Source organism: Sphingomonas sp. 1F27F7B (assembly GCF_005503355.1).
Taxonomy (GTDB): Bacteria; Pseudomonadota; Alphaproteobacteria; order Sphingomonadales; family Sphingomonadaceae; genus Sphingomonas.
Genome location: NZ_SCMK01000002.1, coordinates 21,829 through 42,791 on the forward strand (window position 1 = coordinate 21,829; position 20,963 = coordinate 42,791).

22 protein-coding genes are annotated in these 20,963 nt (G+C 68.1%); 8 read left to right on the plus strand and 14 right to left on the minus strand.

The annotated features are described in order from the left end of the window. Positions 1 to 3: 3 nt before the first annotated feature. The 7 genes from ribH to FFS08_RS01830 all read right to left on the minus strand — a co-directional run bounded on the left by ribH (position 4) and on the right by FFS08_RS01830 (position 5,686). On the minus strand, positions 4 to 423 hold the full coding sequence (ribH, locus tag FFS08_RS01800) for a 6,7-dimethyl-8-ribityllumazine synthase (protein ID WP_137862881.1): 420 nt from the start codon (positions 421 to 423) through the stop codon (positions 4 to 6). Between the two features lies 1 nt (position 424). Then, the gene (gene ribB / locus FFS08_RS01805) at positions 425 to 1,537 is read right to left on the minus strand and encodes a 3,4-dihydroxy-2-butanone-4-phosphate synthase (protein WP_283214628.1); all 1,113 of its coding nucleotides are present in this window, start codon (positions 1,535 to 1,537) and stop codon (positions 425 to 427) included. 22 nt (positions 1,538 to 1,559) lie between these two features. Next, on the minus strand, positions 1,560 to 2,198 hold the full coding sequence (locus FFS08_RS01810) for a riboflavin synthase (RefSeq protein WP_137862880.1): 639 nt from the start codon (positions 2,196 to 2,198) through the stop codon (positions 1,560 to 1,562). A 52-nt stretch (positions 2,199 to 2,250) separates the two neighbouring features. Then, entirely contained in the window at positions 2,251 to 3,180 is a 930-nt protein-coding gene (gene ribD, locus FFS08_RS01815; RefSeq protein ID WP_137862913.1) for a bifunctional diaminohydroxyphosphoribosylaminopyrimidine deaminase/5-amino-6-(5-phosphoribosylamino)uracil reductase RibD, read from the minus strand. Between the two features lie 14 nt (positions 3,181 to 3,194). Then, positions 3,195 to 3,542: a hypothetical protein gene (locus FFS08_RS01820; protein WP_137862879.1), complete on the minus strand. Its 348-nt coding sequence runs from the start codon at positions 3,540 to 3,542 to the stop codon at positions 3,195 to 3,197. A 67-nt stretch (positions 3,543 to 3,609) separates the two neighbouring features. Then, a complete protein-coding gene (locus FFS08_RS01825) occupies positions 3,610 to 4,275 on the minus strand; it encodes an energy transducer TonB (protein ID WP_137862878.1) in 666 nt (221 codons plus the stop codon). A gap of 85 nt (positions 4,276 to 4,360) precedes the next feature. After that, positions 4,361 to 5,686, minus strand: a complete 1,326-nt coding sequence (locus FFS08_RS01830; protein ID WP_137862877.1) for a glutamate--tRNA ligase — start codon at positions 5,684 to 5,686, stop codon at positions 4,361 to 4,363. Between the two features lie 129 nt (positions 5,687 to 5,815). Between FFS08_RS01830 and FFS08_RS01835 the strand changes: the two genes are divergently transcribed. Next, positions 5,816 to 6,751, plus strand: coding sequence for a ribose-phosphate pyrophosphokinase (locus tag FFS08_RS01835; RefSeq protein ID WP_086127735.1), 936 nt, complete (start codon positions 5,816 to 5,818; stop codon positions 6,749 to 6,751). A gap of 164 nt (positions 6,752 to 6,915) precedes the next feature. Here the strand turns inward: FFS08_RS01835 and FFS08_RS01840 are convergent, their stop codons facing one another. Then, positions 6,916 to 7,665, minus strand: coding sequence for a sulfite exporter TauE/SafE family protein (locus tag FFS08_RS01840; RefSeq protein WP_137862876.1), 750 nt, complete (start codon positions 7,663 to 7,665; stop codon positions 6,916 to 6,918). 375 nt (positions 7,666 to 8,040) lie between these two features. Here FFS08_RS01840 and FFS08_RS01845 point away from each other — a divergent pair, with 375 nt between their 5' ends. After that, positions 8,041 to 8,364 (plus strand): antibiotic biosynthesis monooxygenase family protein, encoded by a 324-nt coding sequence (locus FFS08_RS01845; RefSeq protein WP_137862875.1) that lies wholly within the window; start codon positions 8,041 to 8,043, stop codon positions 8,362 to 8,364. After that, on the plus strand, positions 8,361 to 9,650 hold the full coding sequence (locus FFS08_RS01850) for an MFS transporter (protein ID WP_137862874.1): 1,290 nt from the start codon (positions 8,361 to 8,363) through the stop codon (positions 9,648 to 9,650). Before FFS08_RS01845 ends, FFS08_RS01850 begins: the two co-directional genes overlap by 4 nt. A 138-nt stretch (positions 9,651 to 9,788) precedes the next feature. On the opposite strand, the gene FFS08_RS01855 is transcribed toward FFS08_RS01850, so the two are convergent. Further along, positions 9,789 to 12,083, minus strand: coding sequence for a CDC48 family AAA ATPase (locus tag FFS08_RS01855; RefSeq protein ID WP_137862873.1), 2,295 nt, complete (start codon positions 12,081 to 12,083; stop codon positions 9,789 to 9,791). A gap of 292 nt (positions 12,084 to 12,375) precedes the next feature. On the opposite strand from FFS08_RS01855, the gene FFS08_RS01860 reads away from it, so the two are divergent. Then, complete coding sequence (locus tag FFS08_RS01860; protein WP_137862872.1) at positions 12,376 to 13,275, plus strand: LysR substrate-binding domain-containing protein; 900 nt, start codon at positions 12,376 to 12,378, stop codon at positions 13,273 to 13,275. Positions 13,276 to 13,321: 46 nt separating this feature from the next. Here the strand turns inward: FFS08_RS01860 and FFS08_RS01865 are convergent, their stop codons facing one another. After that, a complete protein-coding gene (locus FFS08_RS01865; protein WP_502701996.1) occupies positions 13,322 to 13,753 on the minus strand; it encodes a peptidylprolyl isomerase in 432 nt (143 codons plus the stop codon). Positions 13,754 to 13,888: 135 nt separating this feature from the next. Between FFS08_RS01865 and mgtE the strand changes: the two genes are divergently transcribed. Further along, a complete protein-coding gene (mgtE, locus tag FFS08_RS01870; protein ID WP_137862870.1) occupies positions 13,889 to 15,292 on the plus strand; it encodes a magnesium transporter in 1,404 nt (467 codons plus the stop codon). A gap of 31 nt (positions 15,293 to 15,323) precedes the next feature. Beyond that, on the plus strand, positions 15,324 to 15,722 hold the full coding sequence (locus FFS08_RS01875; RefSeq protein ID WP_137862869.1) for a DUF1489 family protein: 399 nt from the start codon (positions 15,324 to 15,326) through the stop codon (positions 15,720 to 15,722). Between the two features lie 20 nt (positions 15,723 to 15,742). Here FFS08_RS01875 and msrA read toward each other — a convergent pair whose 3' ends face one another. From msrA to pabB, 3 genes are read right to left on the minus strand one after another with little or no spacing between them, the layout of a single operon-like run. After that, positions 15,743 to 16,411: a peptide-methionine (S)-S-oxide reductase MsrA gene (gene msrA, locus FFS08_RS01880; protein ID WP_137862868.1), complete on the minus strand. Its 669-nt coding sequence runs from the start codon at positions 16,409 to 16,411 to the stop codon at positions 15,743 to 15,745. Between the two features lie 26 nt (positions 16,412 to 16,437). Further along, a complete protein-coding gene (locus tag FFS08_RS01885; RefSeq protein WP_137862867.1) occupies positions 16,438 to 17,637 on the minus strand; it encodes a pyridoxal phosphate-dependent aminotransferase in 1,200 nt (399 codons plus the stop codon). A gap of 34 nt (positions 17,638 to 17,671) precedes the next feature. Further along, complete coding sequence (gene pabB / locus FFS08_RS01890) at positions 17,672 to 19,429, minus strand: aminodeoxychorismate synthase component I (protein WP_137862866.1); 1,758 nt, start codon at positions 19,427 to 19,429, stop codon at positions 17,672 to 17,674. Positions 19,430 to 19,509: 80 nt separating this feature from the next. Here pabB and FFS08_RS01895 point away from each other — a divergent pair, with 80 nt between their 5' ends. Then, positions 19,510 to 20,172, plus strand: coding sequence for an MBL fold metallo-hydrolase (locus FFS08_RS01895; RefSeq protein WP_137862865.1), 663 nt, complete (start codon positions 19,510 to 19,512; stop codon positions 20,170 to 20,172). Here the strand turns inward: FFS08_RS01895 and FFS08_RS01900 are convergent. Then, positions 20,169 to 20,597 carry an MAPEG family protein gene (locus tag FFS08_RS01900; RefSeq protein ID WP_137862864.1) on the minus strand — a complete coding sequence of 143 codons (429 nt, stop codon included), beginning with the start codon at positions 20,595 to 20,597 and terminating at the stop codon, positions 20,169 to 20,171. The two genes, FFS08_RS01895 and FFS08_RS01900, sit on opposite strands and share 4 nt — an antisense overlap. 186 nt (positions 20,598 to 20,783) lie before the next feature. Between FFS08_RS01900 and rpmF the strand changes: the two genes are divergently transcribed. Next, positions 20,784 to 20,963, plus strand: coding sequence for a 50S ribosomal protein L32 (gene rpmF / locus FFS08_RS01905; RefSeq protein WP_137862863.1), 180 nt, complete (start codon positions 20,784 to 20,786; stop codon positions 20,961 to 20,963).

Consider the following 20,963-nt stretch of genomic DNA (forward strand, 5'->3'; position numbering starts at 1 on the left):
GGATCAGCCGAACCTGCCCTTGAGCGCGAGCATCGCCAGCGCGGTCTTGGCGGCCTCGCCGCCCTTGTCCTTCTCGTCCGGCCTGGCGCGGGTGAGCGCCTGCGCCTCGTTTTCGACCGTGAGGATGCCGTTGCCGATCGGCAGCGAATCCATCGCCAGCGCCATCAGGCCGCGCGCGCTTTCGTTCGAGACGACTTCGAAATGATAGGTCTCGCCGCGGATCACCACGCCGAGCGCCACGAACGCATCGTAGCGGCCGGTCTCGGCGGCCATCGCCACCGCGCCCGGAATCTCGAGCGCGCCGGGGACGGTGACGGTCTCGTGGGCATGGCCCGCGGCCTCGATCGCGGCACGGGCGCCATCGAGCAGCAAGTCATTCAGATGCGCGTAGAAGCGCGCTTCGACGATCAGGACACGTGCCAAGTCATTCTCCGGTATCGATGGGCCGCTCGCCGACGATCGACAGGCCATAGCCGTCGAGCCCGACCAGCGTGTGATGGGTGTTGGTAAGCAGGATCATGTCCTGTACGCCGAGTTCGGTGAGGATCGTCGCGCCGACGCCGTAATCGCGCAGCTCGTCCATGTCCTTGGCCTCCAGCTTGCCTTCGCGGGCCTGGAGCGCGACGCTGAACTGGTCGGGTCGCGGCTTGTTGATCACCACGACCACGCCCGCGCCTTCCTCGGCGATGATTTCCATCGAGCGGCGCAGCAGCCCGCCACGCGCGCCGCCTTCGCCGAAAATGTCGGAAAAGGGCGAGAGCGCGTGCATGCGCACCAGCGTGGGCCTGGCCGGATCGATCCTGCCCTTCACCAACGCGACCTGCTCGCTCCCGGTGGCCTTGTTCCAGAAGGTCATCGCGGTCCACTCGCCGCCCCATTCGCTCTCGAAGCGCGTCTCGGCCCGCTTCTCGACGAGATGATCGTAGCGCCGGCGATAGGCGATCAGGTCGCGGATCGTGCCGAGCTTCAGATTGTGGAACTGGGCAAAGGCGATGAGATCGTCGAGACGGGCCATCGTCCCGTCGTCCTTCATGATCTCGCAGATCACGCCCGACGGGTTGAGCCCGGCGAGCCGCGCCAGGTCCACCGCCGCCTCGGTATGGCCGGTGCGGACGAGGACGCCGCCGTCGCGCGCGATCAGCGGGAAGACATGGCCGGGCGACGTGATCGCGTCGGGACCGTTGGCCGCGTCGATCGCCACCGCCACGGTGCGCGCGCGGTCGGCGGCGGAAATGCCGGTCGAAATGCCTTCCTTCGCTTCGATCGAGACCGTGAACGCCGTGCCGAGCGGCGTGCCGTTCACGCGCGCCATCGGCTCGAGCTGAAGCTGACGCCCGCGCTCGGCAGTGAGCGCTAGGCAGATCAGCCCACGCCCGAAGCGCGCCATGAAGTTGACTGCGTCGGGCGTCGCCATCTGGGCGGGGATGACGAGGTCGCCTTCGTTCTCGCGATCCTCGTCATCGACCAGGATCACCATCCGGCCGTTGCGGGCCTCGTCGATCAGCTCCTCGGGCGAGGAAAGGAAAGCGTGCTTCAACCGCCCAAGTTCATTGGCTCGTTCAGGCTTTGCCACGAAGGGACTCCATGCGCTGCAGATAGCGGGCGAGCACGTCGATCTCGAGATTGACGGCCTGCCCGGCTTCCAATGTCCCGAATGTAGTGACGGAAGCGGTGTGGGGAATGATGTTGACGTCGAATTCGACGCCGGCATCGGTATCGTGCACCGAATTGACGGTGAGCGAGATGCCGTCGATGGTGATCGAGCCCTTGGGCGCGATATACGGCGCCAATTCGGGGCCCGCGGCGATCACGACATGATGCGAGCCGCCGACCTCCTCGATCGACTTGACGCTGCCGATGCCGTCGACATGCCCGGTGACGATATGCCCGCCCAGCTCGTCGCCCAGGCGCAGCGCGCGCTCGAGATTGAGCTTGCGGCCCGAGGCCCACATGCCGGGCGCGGTGCGGCTGATCGTCTCGCCCGAGACGTCGAAGGCGACCCAGCCGGCGCCCCCCTCTCCGACGCCTCCGCCTCCAACGCCCTTGTCGACCACCGTCAGGCAGATGCCAGAGCAGGAGATCGACGCGCCGAGGTCGATCCCCGCGATTTCATAGGCGGTGGAGACGCGGACGTGCAGGTCGCCCTGCTTCTCCGTCGCCTCGACCGTGCCGATATCAGTGACGATTCCCGTGAACATCAGGAGTCCTTGCTGTGCCGTGTGCGGGCGGAAAACCGGAAACCATTTTTCCTCATGAGGCGGCCTCGTAGACCTCCATCCTGTCACTGCCAAGCATGCGGCTGTCGATGAGCCGCCAGCGGCCATGCGCATCCCCCAGCCGGGCCAGCCCGATATCGCCGAGCGCCGCCATGCCTGCGCCGACCAGGATCGGCGCGCGATAGAGCAGCAGCCGGTCGACCAGATCGGCGCGGAGAAAGGCCGCGGCAGTCTCGGCGCCCCCCTCGACGAAGAGATGATCGACGCCCTCGAGCGCAGCGATATCCTCGGGGCGGGCGAGCGTGCCGGTCGAGGAGAGCATCAGGCGGCGGGGAGAACGCGCCTCCAGCCCGGGCAGGCGAACGTCGAGCCGGGGCCGATCGATCTCCATCGTCCGGCGGCCGACCAGGATCGCCTCGTGCCGGCTGCGTTCCAGATGCGTATGGGCGCGGGCCCCTTCGCCGGTGATCCACCGGCTTTCGCCGGAAGCCAGCGCGATCCGGCCATCGAGCGAAGTCGCGAGCTTGAGCGTGACGAAAGGACGATGCCTTGCGAGCCGGGTCAGGAAGCCGGCCATCGCGCGACGCGCATCCTCGGCACGAACGCCTTCGGTCACTTCGATCCCCGCGGCGCGCAGGCGGGCGGCTCCCGCTCCATTGGTCCGGGGATCGGGATCGCCGAGCGCGATCACCACCCGGGCGACGCCGGCTGCGACCAGCAGGCCGGAACAGGCCGGGCCGCGCGGGGACTCATGTGCGCAAGGCTCGAGCGTGGCGTAGCAAGTCGCGCCGCGCGACTTCTCCCCCGCCTGAGCGAGCGCCATCGCCTCGGCATGCGGGCGGCCCCCGGGCTGCGTCCAGCCGCGGCCGACCACCTTGCCGTCCCGCACGAGCACGCAGCCGACATTGGGATTGGGCGCGGTCCGCCCCCGCCCGCGCTCGGCCAGCGCGAGCGCGGCGCCCATCCGGCGCGCATCGCTCAGAAGCCGTGGCTGGTCAGCCAATCGTCATATTTCTTGAATTCGGCCTGGCGCTTCTTCTGCGCCGCCTCGATCGCCGCCTTGCGCTTCATCTCCTCGGGCAGGTCCTTGGCCTGCTGTGCCTTGATGTCCGCGTCGCTGCGATCGAGCCGCCATTGCTGCACATAGATGATGTCGCGCTTGTAGGGCGTGGCGACGTTCGAATCCTTCACGAACATCCACAGGATCACCAGCGTGACCGCCATGGCCAGCATCATGAACCACAGCTCATAGGGCTTGCGGGTGGCAAGCCAGCGCCGCAGGTCGCCGAATGCGCGCAGGGGGTTGAATCTCTGAAGGTAGCTCATCTCGCCGCCGAAGATAGGAGCGCGGAGGCCCGAGAGCCAGCCCCCGCGCTCCATCAAGGACGTTCCGTTACTGGTCCTTGATCTGGAAGGTGACGCTGAGCGTCATCCAGCTCTCCTCGGCCACGCCGCCGCGCGTCGCCGGCTTGAACCGCCATTTGGACAGCGCCTGCTGCCTGGTCGCCTCGAAGAAGGCGGGGCTGGTGGCGCTGACCTGCTCGACTGACTTGACCCGACCATCGGCGCCGACCAGCACCCGGACCGAGACGCGCCCGTCGCGCTGGGCGCGCAGTTCCGAAGCCGGATAGTTCGGCTGGAAGGCGTCGGCATAGCGCGGATCGCGCTTCGCGCCGATCAGGGACGAGACCGGCCTGGGCGGATCGACCGTGACCGGCGGGCCAGACTCGACCGGCTTGGCGATGTCCGGCTGCACCGGCGGGATATCCGGCGTGGTCTTCAGCGTCACGATGCTGTCGGTCTTCAGGACCGGATCGGGCGCAGTGATCTGCGGCTGGGTTCGCGTCTCCGCCTTGATCTTGGGTTTCTCGACCGGCTTGATCTCCGGCGGCACCGGATCGAGCGGGATCTGCCTCGCCTCGAAGGTCGGCGCGATGTGTTTGATGATGTTCGGCGCCGAGTAGATCATCCCGGTGATGATCGCCCCGCTGATGAGCAGCGACGCCCCGATGCTGACGGCGCGCGATTGCTGGGGCTGGTAGCGATGTTCGGCATACATGGCGTTGCACTCCATCTCCAACGCCGGTCCAGGCCGGCAAAAGCGATGATACATCATTACATATCCGGCGCAAATGCTTTGTCGATCATGCGCTCTCCAGGCGCGCCAGGGCATTTTCCTTGCCGATCAGCGGAAGCAGGGCGCCCATGTCCGGCCCGTGCTCGCGGCCGGTAAGGGCGAGTCGCAGGGGGAGAAAGAGCGCGCGGCCCTTGCGCCCGGTCGCCGCCTTGAGCGCGCCGGTGAGTTCGGGCCAGGGGTTCGACCAGTCGATGTCCCTGGCGATCCCGGCGGCCAGGGCGAGGAAGGCGCGATCCTCTTCCGGAATCGTCGCGGAGACCGGTCCCTCGACCACCTGCCACCAGCCCGCCGCCTCGGCGACGGTCGACAGATTGGGGCGGATCGCTTCCCAGCCGGCCTCGGTCATGCCGGCAGGCAAGCGGCTCTTCGCTGCCGCAAAGCCGAGCTGGTGAACGATGCGGGCATTGAGCTGGGCCAGTTCCTCCTCGTCGAAGCGCGCCGGCGCGCGGCCGAAGCGCGCGAAGTCGAAGCGCTCGATCAGCGGCGCCGGATCGACGAACGGTTCGACGGGATCGCTGGTGCCAAGCCGGGCGAGCAGCGCGATCAGCGCCTGGGGCTCGATGCCCGCTTCCCGGAAATGGGCGATGCCGAGCGAGCCCAGCCGCTTGGAAAGCTTGCCCTCGGCGCCGGTGAGCAGCGCCTCGTGCGCGAACCGCGGCGCGGCGGCGCCGAGCGCCGCGAACATCTGGAGCTGAGTCGCGGTGTTCGAGACATGGTCCTCGCCGCGCACGACATGCGAGACGGCCATGTCGACATCGTCGATCACCGAGGGGAGCAGATAGAGCCAGGAGCCGTCGGCGCGGCGAACCACCGGGTCGCTCATCGTCTTCGGATCGAAGCGCTGGGGCCCACGGACCAGATCGTCCCATTCGATCATGGCGTCATGATCGAGCCTGAAGCGCCAGTGCGGGCGGACACCCTCGGCTTCCAGCCTTGCCCTGTCGGCGTCGCTCAGCGCCAGCGCGGCCCGGTCATAGACCGGGGGCAGGCCGCGGCCGAGCAGCACCTTGCGCTTGAGATCGAGTTCCTGCGCGGACTCATATGCCGGATAGACGCGGCCGGCGGCCTTCAATTCCTCGAAACGCGCCTCGTAGCGGCCGAAGCGGGCGGACTGGCGCTCCTCGCCATCGGGGTTCAGCCCCAGCCAGGCGAGATCGGCACGGATCGCCTCGACGAAGCGCTCTTCCGAACGCTCGCCATCGGTGTCGTCGATACGCAGCAGGAAACGGCCGCCCTGGCCTTGCGCGAACATCCAGTTGTGGAGCGCGGTGCGGATATTGCCGACATGGAGCGTGCCCGTGGGGCTCGGCGCGAAACGGGTGATGACGGTCATCCGCTGCCCTTAGCCCCGCCACCAGGCATGCGCCACCGGCGGATTTGCCGTGTATAAGCCAACTCCCCGGCTTGCCCCGCCGGGAATCGGCTGACAAAGGGGGCCACGAGCGAACGCGGGAGACTTTCGATGAAATTGATGGCCGGCAATTCGAACCTGCCGCTCGCCAAGGCGATCGCCGAGTATCTCGAGATCCCGTTGACCCAGGCGAACGTCCGCCGCTTCGCCGACGAGGAGATCTTCGTCGAGATCCTCGAGAATGTCCGCGGCGAGGACGTGTTCGTGATGCAGTCGACGTCGTTCCCCGCGAACGACAATCTGATGGAAATGCTGATCATGATCGATGCGCTGAAGCGCGCATCGGCGCGGCGGATCACCGCGGTGCTTCCCTATTTCGGCTATGCCCGCCAGGACCGGAAGCCCGGCCCGCGCACCCCGATCTCGGCCAAGCTGGTCGCCAACCTCGTCACAACCGCAGGCGCCGACCGCGTCCTCTCGGTCGACCTGCACGCCGGGCAGATCCAGGGCTTCTTCGACATCCCGACCGACAATCTCTTCGCCGCCCCGGTGATGAGCGCCGACATCCACAGCCGCTTCCCGGGCAAGCAATGGATGGTCGTCTCGCCCGACGTGGGCGGCGTGGTCCGCGCCCGCGCGCTGGCCAAGCGGCTCGACAACGCCCCGCTCGCCATCGTCGACAAGCGCCGCGAGCGCCCGGGCGAATCGGAAGTGATGAACATCATCGGCAATGTCGAGGGACGCTTCTGCATCCTGATCGACGACATCGTCGATTCGGCGGGCACGCTGTGCAACGCCGCCGCCGCGCTGAAGGCATCGGGCGCCGAGGACGTGGTCGCCTATTGCACGCACGGCGTGCTCTCCGGCGGCGCCGTCGCCCGCGTCGACGGATCGGCGCTGGCCGAGCTCGTGATCACCGACTCGATCGGCAATCACGCTGTGATCGCCGAAAGCAGCAAGATCCGTCACCTGACGATCGCGCCCCTGCTCGCCGAGGCGATCAAGCGGATCGCCGACGAGAGCTCGGTCTCCTCGCTGTTCGACTGATCCCGAACCCGGCAAAGTGAAGGGAGTCGACCGACATTCCTTCACTTTGCCGCTCGCGCCGCGCCGCCGCGTGAAACGGGCGAAAGGCGCAGCGCAGGTCATGGCGACGACCGCAGCACGCGAAATCCTACATTGAAAGCCTAAAGCGCCGCCTCGGCGAAAACCTAGAGCGTCGCCTCGGCGACGAGCGCGGTGCCGACCAGGATCATCAGCACATGGATCGCGGTGTAGAAGCGCGCCGCATCGACGCGCCGCACCAGCCACACCCCGGCCACGGTGGAGACCAGCGCCAGCGGCAGCAGCGCGGCCGACGTCATGACGTTGGCCGCCGTGAACTGGCCGAGCGCCCAATAGGCAGGCACCTTGATCCAGTTGGTCGCGGCGAAGAAGAGTGCGGTGGTGCCGACCAGCATGTCGCGCGGCAGGTTCCGCGGCAGCACCCAGAGCTGGAAGGGCGGCTGGCCGGCATGGGCGATCTGGCTGGTGAAGCCCGAGGCGATACCGAACAGCGACCCGATCCAATCGGGCCAGCGCGCGCGGTCGCGCGGCGCGGCATGGCGGGCGCCCCGGAGCCGATAGGCGCCGAACAGGATCGAGATCGCCCCGACCATCGCCATCACCGCGGCGGAGGAAACGCTCGCCGCGAACCAATAGCCGAGCGCGATGCCGAGCATCGAGCCGGGCAGCATCCAGCCCAGCAGCCGCCAGTCGACCGTGCGGCGAAAGGCCCAGACCCCCACCACGTCCTGCGCGATCAGGATCGGCAGCGTGATCGCGGCGGCGCGCACCGGATCGATCGCCAGGGCGAGCAGGGGGAGCGAGAGGGCGCCCATACCGGCAAACCCGCCCTTGGACAGGCCGAGCAGAATCACCGCGGGCACCGCGAGCGCATAGAAATGCCAGTCGGCGATCATGGGGTGGCGCTTTAGCGTCACCCGCCATCCCGGCGAAAGCCAGGATCTCGTGCCATGGGCGCACGTCGCCGGCTCCTGCCGGCAAGCCTCACCCTGAACTTGTCTGGCGCCTATCCCCTCGAAACAGGGATGGTCCGATAACCGTCCTCCCCGCGCAGGCGGGGCCCCAGGGTTTCTACGCGGTATCGTCGGTGCCTCTGGATCCCCGCCTGCACGGGGAGGACGGAAGAGGGGTATTTGTCGCCGGGGATGGGCGCCAAGCGAGTTCGGGGTGATGGGGATGACGATCGCACCCGCCATCGCTCGAGGCCCGGCTTTACCCGCGGCGACGATGTGGGGTGACGAAGCGAAACAACCGGCCTAATCCCCTCGTCCATGGCAGAGGATCGCACCGGGCAAGTCGCCGTCCTGTTCATCTCCGAACGCACGGGGGAAGATACCGAGGGCTATGCCGTGGCCGCCGCGGCGATGGACGCGCTTGCCGCCGAGCAGCCCGGCTATCGCGGCGTCGACCATGTCGGCGACGCCCAGGGCCAGGCAATCACGCTCAGCTACTGGGCCGACGAAGCGAGCGCCGTCGCCTGGCGCAAGCATCCCGAACATGCCGCAACGCGCGAGGCGGGGCGGGGACGCTGGTACAAATGGTATATGCTGCACGTCGCCGAGATCGGGCGCAGCTACGGCTGGGAGCGCAAATGAGGTTCCGGCATTTCGACCGGACCTTCGGCCTGCTCTTCACGATCATGCTCGTCATCGCGGCGGGCAACACTGCGCTGCAATCGGTGCTCCCCGCGCTCGGCCGCTCACTCCACGCGCCGGACAGCGCCGTCGCCGCGGTCTTCTCGGTCTCCGCCCTGCTCTGGGTGATCGCCGCACCCTTCTGGGCCAACCGGTCGGACCGGCACGGGCGCCGCGCGATGGTCCTGGTCGGCATTGCCGGCTTCACCGTGTCGCTGGGACTGTGCGGGCTGTGCCTCGCCATGGGCATCAACGGCCTGCTCGGCCCGGCGGCGACGTTCATCGCCTTCATCGCCGGCCGGGTGATCTACGGCACCTTCGGCTCCGCGGCGCCCCCCGCGGTGCAGGCGATCGTCGCCGGGCGGACCAGCCGCGAGGAACGGACCGGCGCGCTCACGCTGCTCGCCTCGGCATTCGGGCTCGGCACCATCCTGGGCCCGGCGATCGCGCCCTATCTGGTCATGGGCAGCCTGTGGGACGGGGGGCCGATGATCGGGCTCGCCGGCCCCGCATTCGCGGCGAGCGCGATCGGCGTGGTGATCTGGATCGCGGCGGCGCGCGGCCTGCCCAAGGACGAAGGCGACGCACATGGCGCCGCGATCTCCTATCCCTCCATCGGCGGGCAGGGGACCGGCGCCACCGTGACTGCCGCCACCGCCGCCGAGACGCACGAGAACATCCGCTATTTCGACCCGCGCATCCGGCCGTGGATCGTGACGGGGCTGATCATCGGCCATGCCCAGGCGATGACCGGCCAGGCGATCGGCTTCCTGATCATCGATCGGATGCACCTGCCCCCGGCCGAGGCGCTGCACCCGACCGGGCTGGTGCTGATGATGGGCGCGGGCGCGTCGCTGCTCGCCCAATGGGGGCTGATCCCGATGCTCGACCTGCGCCCGCGTGCGCTGGTGCTGACCGGCGCGGCGCTGGGCGCGATCGGCTGCGTCGCAACGGGCACGGCGACGACGCTCTACGGCATCGCGCTCGGCTATGCGCTCACGGCGCTCGGCATGGGTTTCGCGCGGCCGGGCTTCACCGCCGGCGCCTCGCTGGGCGTGGGTCCGGAAGCGCAGGGATCGGTGGCCGGCAAGGTCACTTCCGTGAACGGCGCAGCCTTCGTGCTGGGGCCGTCGATCGGAGTCGGGCTGTACGAGCTGTGGCGGCCGCTGCCCTATCTCACTGCGGCGGGATGGCTGGCATGCCTGCTGGTCTATGCGTGGGTGGCGACGCGGAGGGCGAAGGCCTGAGCTTCCCCTCCCTGGAAGGGAGGGGATCGAGGGGTGGGTGTGGTCCAGGCGATATAGCGACCACCAGCGCGGCGCATCCGTTTCGCGTATATCCACCCACCCCCAGCCCCTCCCCTGCAGGGAGGGGAGCGACAGGGATCAATCGGCGCCCTTCGGCCCATGCCCGCGCAGCATGCCCGGCGCGATGAAGCCGATGGGCTGGATCGCCGAGGCCTGCTGCTTCAGCCGGCCCGACATCGCCTGATATTCGTCTTCCATCTCGGGCGTGACCGTGGCGCGCGAATCGGCGAGCGCCTCGTCGAAATGCGCCATCGTCACTTCGCGCGTGTCGAGCGACTGCCGCAGCGCGATCAGGCCGGCGCGGCGAACCACGTCCTCCAGATCGGCGCCCGTATAGCGCTCGGTCTGCCCGGCGACCGACTGCAGGTCGACGTCCGCGGCAAGCGGCATCCTCTCCGTCTGGATCTTCAGGATCCGCTCGCGTCCGGCGGCATCGGGCACGCCGACATAGATCAGCTCGTCGAACCGGCCCGGACGCAGCAGGGCGGGATCGATCAGGTTCGGCCGGTTGGTGGCACCGATCACCACCACCGACTGCAGCTCTTCGAGCCCGTCCATCTCGGAAAGGATCGTGTTGACCACGCGCTCGGTCGCCTGGGGCTCGCCCAGCCCGCCGCCGCGCGCGGGCACCAGCGAATCGAGCTCGTCGATGAAGAGCACGCAGGGCGCGACCTGGCGGGCGCGGGCGAAGAGCCGGGCGATCTGCTGCTCGGATTCGCCATACCATTTCGACAGCAGGTCGCTGGACTTGGTGGCGATGAAGTTCGCCTCCGCCTCGCGCGCGACTGCCTTGGCCAGCAGCGTCTTGCCGGTGCCGGGGGGGCCATAGAGCAGGAAGCCCTTGGCGGGGCGGATGCCGAGGCGGCGGAACGCGTCGGGATCCTTGAGCGGCAGCTCGACGCCTTCCCGCAGCCGCATCTGCGCATCGTCGAGCCCGCCGACATCCTCCCAGCGAACGCGCGGCGCCTCGACCATTACTTCGCGCATCGCCGAGGGCTGGACGCGCTTCAGCGCCTCGAGGAAATCCTCGCGCGTCACCGACAGCGTATCGAGCACCTCGTGCGGAATCGTGCCTTCCGCCAGGTTGAGCTTCGGCATGATCCGGCGCACCGCCTCGATCGCCGCCTCGCGGGCGAGCGCGGAGAGATCGGCGCCGACAAAACCATAAGTGGTGCGCGCCAGTTCGCCGAGATCGACCTTGTCGCCGAGCGGCATGCCGCGCGTGTGAATGCCCAGAATCTCGCGGCGGCCGCGCTCGTCGGGCACGCCGACGATGATCTCGCGGTCGAACCGGCCCGGCCTGCGCAGCGCCTCGTCGATCGCATCGGGCCGGTTGGTCGCGGCAATGACCACGATGTTGGCACGCGATTCCAGCCCGTCCATCAGCGTGAGCAGCTGGGCGACGAGACGCTTCTCCGCCTCGCCCGACACCTGGCCCCGCTTGGGCGCAATCGAATCGATCTCGTCGATGAACACGATCGACGGCGCCGCCTTCGCCGCTTCCTCGAAGACCTGGCGCAGCCGGCCTTCGGACTCGCCATAGGCGGAGCCCATGATTTCCGGCCCGTTGATCAGGAAGAACTGCGCGTCCGATTCGTTGGCGACGGCGCGGGCGAGGCGGGTCTTGCCGGTGCCGGGCGGGCCATGCAGCAGCACGCCCTTGGGCGGATCGACGCCCAGGCGCTGGAACAGCTCGGGATAGCGCAGCGGCAGTTCGACCATCTCGCGCAGCTGGTCGATCGTGCCGGCCATGCCGCCGATATCGTCATAGGTGACGTCGGCGCGCCGGCCGTCGCCCGCCGCCTCTTCAAATTCGGGGCGCAGCTCCACTTCGGTATTCTCGTCGATATGGACGATGCCCTTGGGGCTGGCCGAAACGACGGTGAGGCGGATCTCCTGCAGGGCATAGGCGGGCGCGCGCAGGAACTGGGCGACCTGGGGCGGGATGTCGGCGCGCTGCTGGCCGGCGGTGGCAACGACGTCCCCCTGCGCCAGCGGGCGCTGGAAGAAGACGCGCTTCAGTGCCTCGCCGCTGCCCTGGAGACGCAGATTCTGCTGAGCGGGCGCGAACACCACCCGCGTCGCCGGCTTGGACGCGGCCTTGCGCACTTCGACGAAATCGCCCGAGCCGACGCCGGCATTGGCGCGCTGGAGGCCGTCGATGCGCAGGATCTCGAGACCCTCGTCCTCGGCATAGGGGAGCACGGCGAGCGCGGGGGTGGCGCGCTTGCCGACGATCTCGATCACATCGCCTTCGGCAAGCTCGAGCCGCGCCATCAGCGCGCGCGGCAGATGCGCCAGGCCGCGGCCGCTATCCTCGGGCCGGGCATTGGCAACCTGTAACCGGAAGGGCTGCGTTTCTTCGTCCGCCATGTTCTATTTCTCCGCAGGCGTGTGAGACGCGGAACGTGGGGGATTGGTTGCGCAAAAAAAAGGCCGATCACGAGGACCGGCCGGGAAAGTTTTAGGAGAGGATGCCTGAAAGGCACGTGCTTTGTGCAGTGCGGCCGGTTTTTGTGCAAGTGCGAAAAGAAACATTAACGCGTGCACACCTTGCAATCGCGCTTGTGAAGAACGATAACTGCTCACGAGTGTGAAAACCCATTGGCGCGGGCGAAAACCCGCGCCAAGGATCGTGACGCAGCGCAACAAAAAAGAGAGCGAGATGCGACGACTACCCCCGCTTACGGCAATCGAGGCCTTCGTGCAGGTGGCGCGGCTCGGCTCGATCAAGGCCGCCGCGGAGGAGCTGGCGCTTTCCTCGCCGGCGCTGAGCCGCCGCGTCCAGGCGCTCGAGCGCTTCATCGGCAAGCCCCTGTTCGAGCGCCGGCACCAGGCGCTGCGCCTCAACGACGATGGCGAGCGGCTGCTCGGCATGATCGCACCGGCGCTCGACACCATGGCCGATGCCGTGGAGACGATGACCAGCGGCACCGAGCTGCTGCGCCTGCGCCTGGGCATCCTGCCGCTCTTCGCGACGCAGCGGCTGATGCCGCACATGGGCAACCTCAAGCGCAGGCATCCCGAGCTGCATCTCGACGTCGATACCGGCGCGCACGCCGTGGCGCGGCTCGGCGACGGGCTCGACGCGGCGATCGTGGTGGCGCGCGACATCGACCCTACGCTGTATTCGAAGCGGCTGGACCGCAACCGCGTCTATGTGATCGGCGCGCGTTCGCTGGTGGAGGGCCCCGATCCGATCACCCGGCCCGAGCAGCTTTCGAAGCTGACCGCGCTGGTGCACCGCGACATGGCGGACACTTTCACTGCCTGGCGCGCGGCGGCGGGGCTGTCGCACCTGGAAATCGAGCCCGCGGCGATCGATCATTTCGATTCGGGCACGCTGATGCTCGAGGCGGCGGCACAGGGGCTCGGCGTCGCCTTCATGCTCGAATCGCATTTCGAGGCGGCGCGCGACGACCGGCTCGTCCAGCTCTTCGACCTGACCGTGGAGAGCGACTACAGCTATTGGTTCGTCTGCCGGCCGCGTGCGTTGGCAACGCGACCGGTCAAGCTGTTCCACGACTGGCTGATCGAAGTGCTCCACGCCGAACGGGTGGAGTAGATACGAAAAACCCCTCCCGGACGGGGAGGGGCTGTTCGGCCGGGCCTTACGCTTCGGTGCGGGCCTTGACGATCTTGCCCGGATTGCGCGGCGGCTCGCCCTTGGGCAGCGCGTCGACATGCTCCATGCCCTCGGTCACCACGCCCCAGACGGTGTACTGGCCGTCGAGGAAGGTGGCGTCGTCGAGGCAGATGAAGAATTGCGAGTTGGCGCTGTTCGGATCCATGGTACGCGCCATCGAGCAGACGCCGCGGACGTGCGGCTCGCGGCTGAACTCGGCCGGCAGGTCGGGCAGCTTCGAGCCGCTCATGCCGGTGCCGGTGGGATCGCCGCCCTGGGCCATGAAGCCGTCGATGACGCGGTGGAAGATCACCCCGTCGTAAAAGCCCTCATCGGCGAGCGTGGCGATGCGCTCGACATGCTGGGGCGCGAGATCGGGCCGGAGCTGGATCTGCACGTCGCCAGTATCGAGGGTCATGACGAGCTTGGTGGGTTCGGACACGAAGTTACTCCTGAGAACGATTTGCACCCTGCCTAGGCGGGCTTCCGGCGACTTGCAAATCGCGCCCGGCAATGGCAGCGGCGGAAGGGGGCCAACAAGGGAGGTCGAACCTTGAGCGAGACCGAACTTCAAACGGATAGCGGCGCCCCGGAGCCCCAGCTCGACGAGGACGACCGGCTGCGGCCCGCGTTCGTCCATGCTGTGCTCGATGCCGTCCATGCCGGCGATTCCGCCCGCGCCCATGCGCTGGCCGAGCCACTCCACCCCGCCGACATCGCCGACTTGGTCGAGCTTACGCCCACCGAGGATCGCGCCGCACTGGTCGCCGCGATCGCCGACCTGATCGATGGCGACGTGCTCGCCGAAATGAACGACTGGGTGCGCGAAGCCCTGGTCGAATCGCTCACCGCCACCCAGGTGGCGGACATCGCCGCCGAGCTCGACACCGACGACGCTGTCGCGATCATCGAGGACATGGATGTCGAGGACCAGCGCGAAGTGCTGCGCGCGCTCGACCCGGACGACCGCGCCGCGATCGAGGAAGCGCTTTCCTATCCGGAGGAATCCGCCGGCCGCCTGATGCAGCGCGAGCTGATCGCGGTGCCGGAGCATTGGACCGTCGGCGACGTGCTCGACTATCTGCGCAAGAACGAGGATCTCACCACCGATTTCTGGGAGATCTTCGTCGTCGATCCGGCGCACAAGCCGGTGGGCACCTGCCAGCTCTCCTGGGTACTGCGCACACCCCGCGTCGTCTCGATGAGCGACGTGATGAAGCGCGAGCAGACGCTGATCCCGGTCGACATGGACCAGGAGGAAGTGGCGCTGCGCTTCCAGAAATACGCGCTGATCTCGGCCGCGGTGATCGATCCGAGCGGGCGGCTGGTCGGGATGATCACGGTGGACGACATCGTCCACATCATCTCCGAAGAGGCGGGCGAGGACATTCTCCGCCTGTCCGGCGCCGGCGAAGGCGACATCAACGAGCCCGTGGTGGACAGCTACAAGGGCCGGGTGCGCTGGCTGCTCACCAACCTGCTTACCGCACTGGTGGCGGCCACGATCATCAGCCTGTTCGAAGGCACGATCTCGAAGATGGTCGCGCTCGCGGCACTGATGCCGATCGTCGCGGGCGTGGGCGGCAATGCCGGCACCCAGACCATGGCGGTGACGGTGCGCGCGCTCGCCACCAACCAGCTCACTCAGTCCAACACGCTGCGCGCGATCCGGCGCGAGATCTCGATCGCCGTGCTCAACGGGCTGACCGTGGCCTTCGTGATCGGCACCGCCGTGGCGCTGTTCTTCCACCATCCGGCGCTGGGCGGCGTGATCGCCGCCGCGATGCTCACCAATATCGTGATCGCGGGGCTGGCCGGCGTGATCGTGCCGCTCACGCTCGACCGGTTCAATGCCGATCCTGCGGTGGCGAGTTCGATCTTCGTGACGATGACCACCGATTCGATGGGCTTCCTCGCGTTCCTGGGCCTCGCCACCGCGAGCGGGCTGGTCGGTTGATCGCAAGCGCCGCAGCGCCCAGATTGGCCGCGTGCCGCTGCATCTCACCAAAGTCGCCTTTGCCTGCGACTCCGTCGATCATCTCGCCCAGCGCCTTGGCGCGCGCCGCAGTCCGTGGGCGCTGACCACGCGCTATCTGCCCAAGCGCCACGAGGAGATTGGCGGCCAGGGTTCGCTCTTCTGGATCCTCAAGCACCAGCTGGTCGGCCGCACGCCGATCCTGGGGTTCGGCGAGGCCGAGGGCGGGCGGACCGCGATCCTGATGGAACCGCGGCTGATCCTGGTCGCCGCCCGCCCCAAGCGCGCGCATCAGGGCTGGCGCTATCTCGAAGCGAAGGATGCGCCGCCCGACCTGGGCGAAGCCGGGGCGGGGCTGGACGAACTGCCGCCCGCGCTGATGGGCGAGCTCGCCGGACTGGGGCTGATCTGACGCGCGCCGGGAGGCGGCCTTCAGTTCACCAGCAGCGGATAGGCGTTGCGGAACGCCGCGACCTTGGGCTTGTCCCACCGCACGATGTAGGGATGCGTCGGGTTCCGCCAGAAGAAGTCCTGGTGATAGGCCTCGGCCGGATAGAAGGTCCCGGTCTCCAGCCTGGTCACGATCGGCCGGGGAAACGCCTTGGCCCGGGTCAGCTGATCGATATACGCCGTCGCGACGCGGCGCTGCTCCTCGTCCTGCGGGAAGATCGCGGAACGATAGGAGGGGCCGCGATCCGGGCCCTGGCGGTTGAGCTGGGTCGGATCGTGCGCGACCGAGAAATAGACCCGCAGCAGCGTGCCGTAGCTGACCTTCTTCGGGTCAAAGACGATGCGCACCGCCTCGGCATGGCCGGTCTTCTCGGTCGAGACCTGGGCATAGGCGGCGGTGGCGGCGGTGCCGCCCGCATAGCCCGACGTCACCGAATGCACGCCCTTCACCGACTGGAAGACTGCTTCCATCCCCCAGAAGCAGCCGCCGGCAAGCACCGCGACCTGCTCGCCCTTGCTGGGCTTCACGTCGAGCGCGGGGACGGGCACCGGCACCGCGCGTTCGACCACGCCGGCGCCCGACAGCGCGCCGGGCGCGAGGAACAGTGCGGCTCCGAGAAGCGCGGCAGCGGGGAGCGACCATTTGAGCATGGCCGCAATGTCGTGCGAGTCGCGGCTCAGCGCAAGGCCGCGCAGGCTTCCTGGATCCGCCCGCACGCTTCGGTGAGCAGAGCCTCCGACGTCGCATAGCTGATCCGCAGCGCCGGCGAGAAGCCGAACGCCCCGCCATGCACCGCCGCGACTCGCGCCTCGTCGAGCAGATAGCCGACCATTTCCTCGTCGGTGGCGATCACCTGGCCCTTGGGCGTGGTCTTGCCGATCAGCTGGCCGAACTCGGGATAGACGTAGAAGGCGCCTTCCGGACGCGGACAGTGCATGCCGTTGATCTGGTTGAGCATCGACACGACGAGATCACGGCGCCCCTGAAAGGCGGCCACGCGCTCCTTGAGGAAGCTCTGGTCGCCGTTCAGCGCCGCGACCGAGGCCGCCTGGCTGATGCTCGACGGATTCGAAGTCGACTGCGACTGGAGCTTGCCCATCGCCTTGATCAGCCAGGCCGGGCCGCCCGCATAGCCGATGCGCCAGCCGGTCATCGCATAGGCCTTGGACACGCCATTGGCCGTGAGCGTGCGATCGTAGAGCGCGGGGCAGACCTGGGCGATCGTCGCGAATTCGAAGCCATCGTACAGGATGTGCTCGTACATGTCGTCGGCATAGATCAGCACGTGCGGGTGCCGCTCGAGCACTTCGCCCAGCGCCTTGAGCTCGGCGGCCGAATAGGCGGCGCCGGTCGGGTTGGACGGCGAATTGAGCACCACCCACTTGGTCCTGGCGGTGATCGCGGCCTCGAGCTGCTCGGGCTTGATCTTGTAGCCCTCGGCCGCACCGGCGGCGATGAACACCGGCTTGCCCCCGGCGAACTCGACCACGTCCGGATAGCTCACCCAATAGGGTGCCGGAATCACGACTTCGTCGCCCGCGTCGATCGTCGCGCAAAAGGCGTTGAACAAGGTGTGCTTGCCGCCCGAGTTCACGCTGATCTGGTTCTCGGCATAGGCAAGGCCGTTGTCGCGGCCATATTTGGCGATGATCGCCTGCTTCAGCTCGGGGGTGCCGTCGACATTGGTGTATTTGGTCTTGCCCGCGCGGATCGCCTCGATCGCCGCTTCCTTGACGAAATCGGGCGTGTCGAAATCGGGTTCGCCGGCGCCGAGGCCGATCACGTCGATCCCCTGGCGCTTCAGCTCGAACACCCGGCTCGTCATCGCGAGCGTGGCGGAGGGCTGGATGCGATTGAGCGCGGCCGAGGTCTGCATGAATGGCGCCTTTTCCGAAGGGGAGACGGCGCGCCTATAGGACCGGGCTCGCGGCCTCCGCAACCGTTACCGCTGAAACCAGTCCCCGCAGCGCGTTGCCGACATAGAAGCCGCCCGCCAGATCGGCCGGCATCAGATCGCCCTCCACCGCCCGGCCGGTCTCGATCAGTTCCGCACGCAGCACGCCCGGAAGCAGCCCGCGGGCCAGCGGCGGCGTGACGAGCATGCCGTCGCGCTCCACGAAGATCGACGTGAAGCTGCCTTCGGTGAGATAGCCCTGCGCGTCCGTGAACAGCACTTCCCAGGCGCCCGAATCGCGGCGCGGCGCATCATGAAAGGCACGGCGGCTGGTCTTGTGCGCCAGGCGGAAGTCGTCCCGCGCGACTTTCCGTGGCGCGATCGCGACCGGCACCGGGCGGGCCGGCGCCTCGGGCAGGGGCGCGATGCCGATGGCAATGGCGCCCGAAGGCGCGAGCAGCAGCCGCACGCGCGCAGGCGCGCGGAGACGGAACGTGGCCGCCTGCAGCTCGTTGCGCGCCGCGTGGCGATCGAACTCGAAGCCGAAGACCCTGGCGCTCGCCTTCATGCGCGCGAGGTGCCGCTCGAGCAGGGGCAGGCCGGCAAGGGGATCGAAGCGCATCGTCTCGATCAGATCGAACGGCACCTCATCGGACGTGACGAAGGCGCCCTTGGCAAGGCACTCTTCCCATTCCTCGGCGGCGTTCGAATCGGCAACCACGCCCGAACCTAACCCGAGCAACGCGCGATCCGCACCCGTTTCGATCGCCAGCGTGCGGATCGCGACGTTGAACAGGGCGGAGCCGTCGGGCTCGATCGCGCCGATCGCGCCGGTATAGACGCCCCGGGCGTCCCGCTCGACCTCGGCGATCACTTCCATCGCGCGCAGCTTGGGCGCGCCGGTGACCGAGCCGCAGGGAAACAGCGCGGCGAGCGCGTCGAGCGCCGTCACGCCCCCTGCCGGCTCGGCAGTAACGGTGGAGACCATCTGGTGGACAGTAGGATAGCGCTCGACCGCGAACAGCGCCGGCACGCGCACCGTCCCCGGCCGCGCGATGCGGGCGAGATCGTTGCGCATCAGGTCGACGATCATCAGATTCTCGGCGCGCTGCTTGATGTCGGCGGCGAGATGCGCGGCAAGGGCATCGTCCTCGGCAGCAGTGGCGCCGCGGCGGGCGGTGCCCTTCATCGGCTTCGCGGTGAGGCCGGTCGCGTCGAAGGTGAAGAACAGCTCGGGCGAGAAGGAGAGGATCCAGCGCGCGCCGGTGAAGATCAGCGCCCCATAGCCCGCGCATGCGCGCGACCGCAGCAGCGCGTAGAGCGCCGCCGGGTGCCCCGCAAAGGGCACTTCGGCGCGGAAGGTGAGGTTCGCCTGATAGATGTCTCCGGCGCCTATATAGCCGGCGATACGAGCGAACTGCTCCCGATAGCCGGCGGGGGCGATGCCCGGGATCGGCGTGCCGGCCCAGGCGCCGGCCGGGTCCGGGAGCAGCGCGGCGAGGTCCACCGGGTCCCGCCTGGCAAATTTGCCGAACCAGAGGCACCCGGCCGGCGCGTCTCGCGTCGCGGCACGCAGCTCGAGGCCGGGGGCAGCCTCATAGCCGAGAAAGCCGGCGACATGGCTCTCGCCGCCGCGCAGCTGCTCCAGCGCATCCCTCACCTCGCCGGGCCTGTCCGCCCGCACGATTTCCCGGACGCCGTGATAGAGGCGCGCTCCCGCGCCATCCGGACGGGCATCGTCGAGCAGCACGAAGGGAGTGTCGGGCAGGATCATGCCGGTCCCCGCATGCAGCCGCGCGGCCGCCACGGCAAGCCCGAGTTGCCGCCGCGGACCGCTGCGCCTATCTCCGCGGCATGTCCAATCCTCCGATGCGCGCCGCGGTGATCCCGGTTACGCCGCTCCAGCAGAACTGCACGCTCCTGTGGTGCACCGAGACGATGCGCGGCGCATTCGTCGATCCGGGCGGCGACCTCGACAAGCTGCGCGCCGCCGCGAAGCAGCAGGGCGTGACCATCGAGAAGATCCTGGTGACGCATGGCCATATCGATCATTGCGGCGCTGCGGGCGAGTTCGCCAAGGAACTGGGCGTGCCGCTGGAAGGACCGCACGAGGCGGACCGGTTCTGGATCGCCCGGCTCGACGAGGACGGGCGCAACTACGGCATTCGCGGCACCGTGTTCGAGCCCGATCGCTGGCTGGTGAACGGCGACCGGGTGACCGTGGGGAAGCTGACCCTCGACGTCTATCATTGCCCCGGCCACACGCCGGGCCATGTCGTGTTCCACCATCCCGAATCGAAGTTCGCCTGTGTCGGCGACGTGCTGTTCCAGGGCTCGATCGGCCGCACCGACTTTCCGATGGGCAACCACCAGGACCTGATCGACGCGATCACGCAGCGGCTGTGGCCGCTCGGCGACGAGACGGTGTTCGTGCCTGGGCACGGTCCGCTCAGCAATTTCGGCCACGAACGGAAGACCAACCCCTTCGTGGCCGATTCGGCGCTGGCAAGGGCCTAGCTTCGCGGCCCGATCTTGAAGACGGTGGTCGGCGCGTCGCGATACTGGCTGCCGATATAGATGCCATAGGCAGCGAGGCCGAGCATGGTCAGCATGGTCAGCGCGATGCCGATGCGGCGGCCCAGGCCCCAGCCGTCCATGCCGAAGGCGTGAAGGATACGGCCGAGAATCAGCGCCGCGCCGGCCCCCCACAACCAGATGCTCGTTCCCGTCGCCAGCTCGACCAGGGCGAGCAGCACGAGAATCAGCGGCACATATTCGACGAAGTTGAGCTGCGCGCGCATGCGGCGGACGAGTCGGTCGTCGCCGCCATCGCCGACAAAGATCTTTTCGGACATGCGGAGCCGGGCGATTCGCAAGGCCAGCCAGAAATTGACCACGGCGGCGGCGCCGGCGGTGCAGAGCGTCACGGGAAGAATGAGCATATATAGAGTCCCCTCCAGGGCGTACCTCCTACACTCCCTTGCGTCCCCTGCAAGAATCGCTATACGCGCGCACTCGCTTTCGTGACCGTCCGCTGGTCCGGCGAGCGCCGGATCCTCCGTCGCTTGCCCGCTGGGCCATGCGGGCGTATCGCGATTTTGACTTTGGTTTCGTTAGAAGGTGCCGAAATGGCCGTTCCCAAGAGAAAGACCTCGCCGTCGCGGCGTGGCATGCGTCGCGCTCACGACGCTCTGACGCCCCAGGCGTTCCAGGAGTGCCCGAACTGTGGCGAGCTGAAGCGTCCGCACGTGCTGTGCGGTTCGTGCGGCCACTATAACGGCCGCGAGATCGTCTCGGCCGAAGACTGA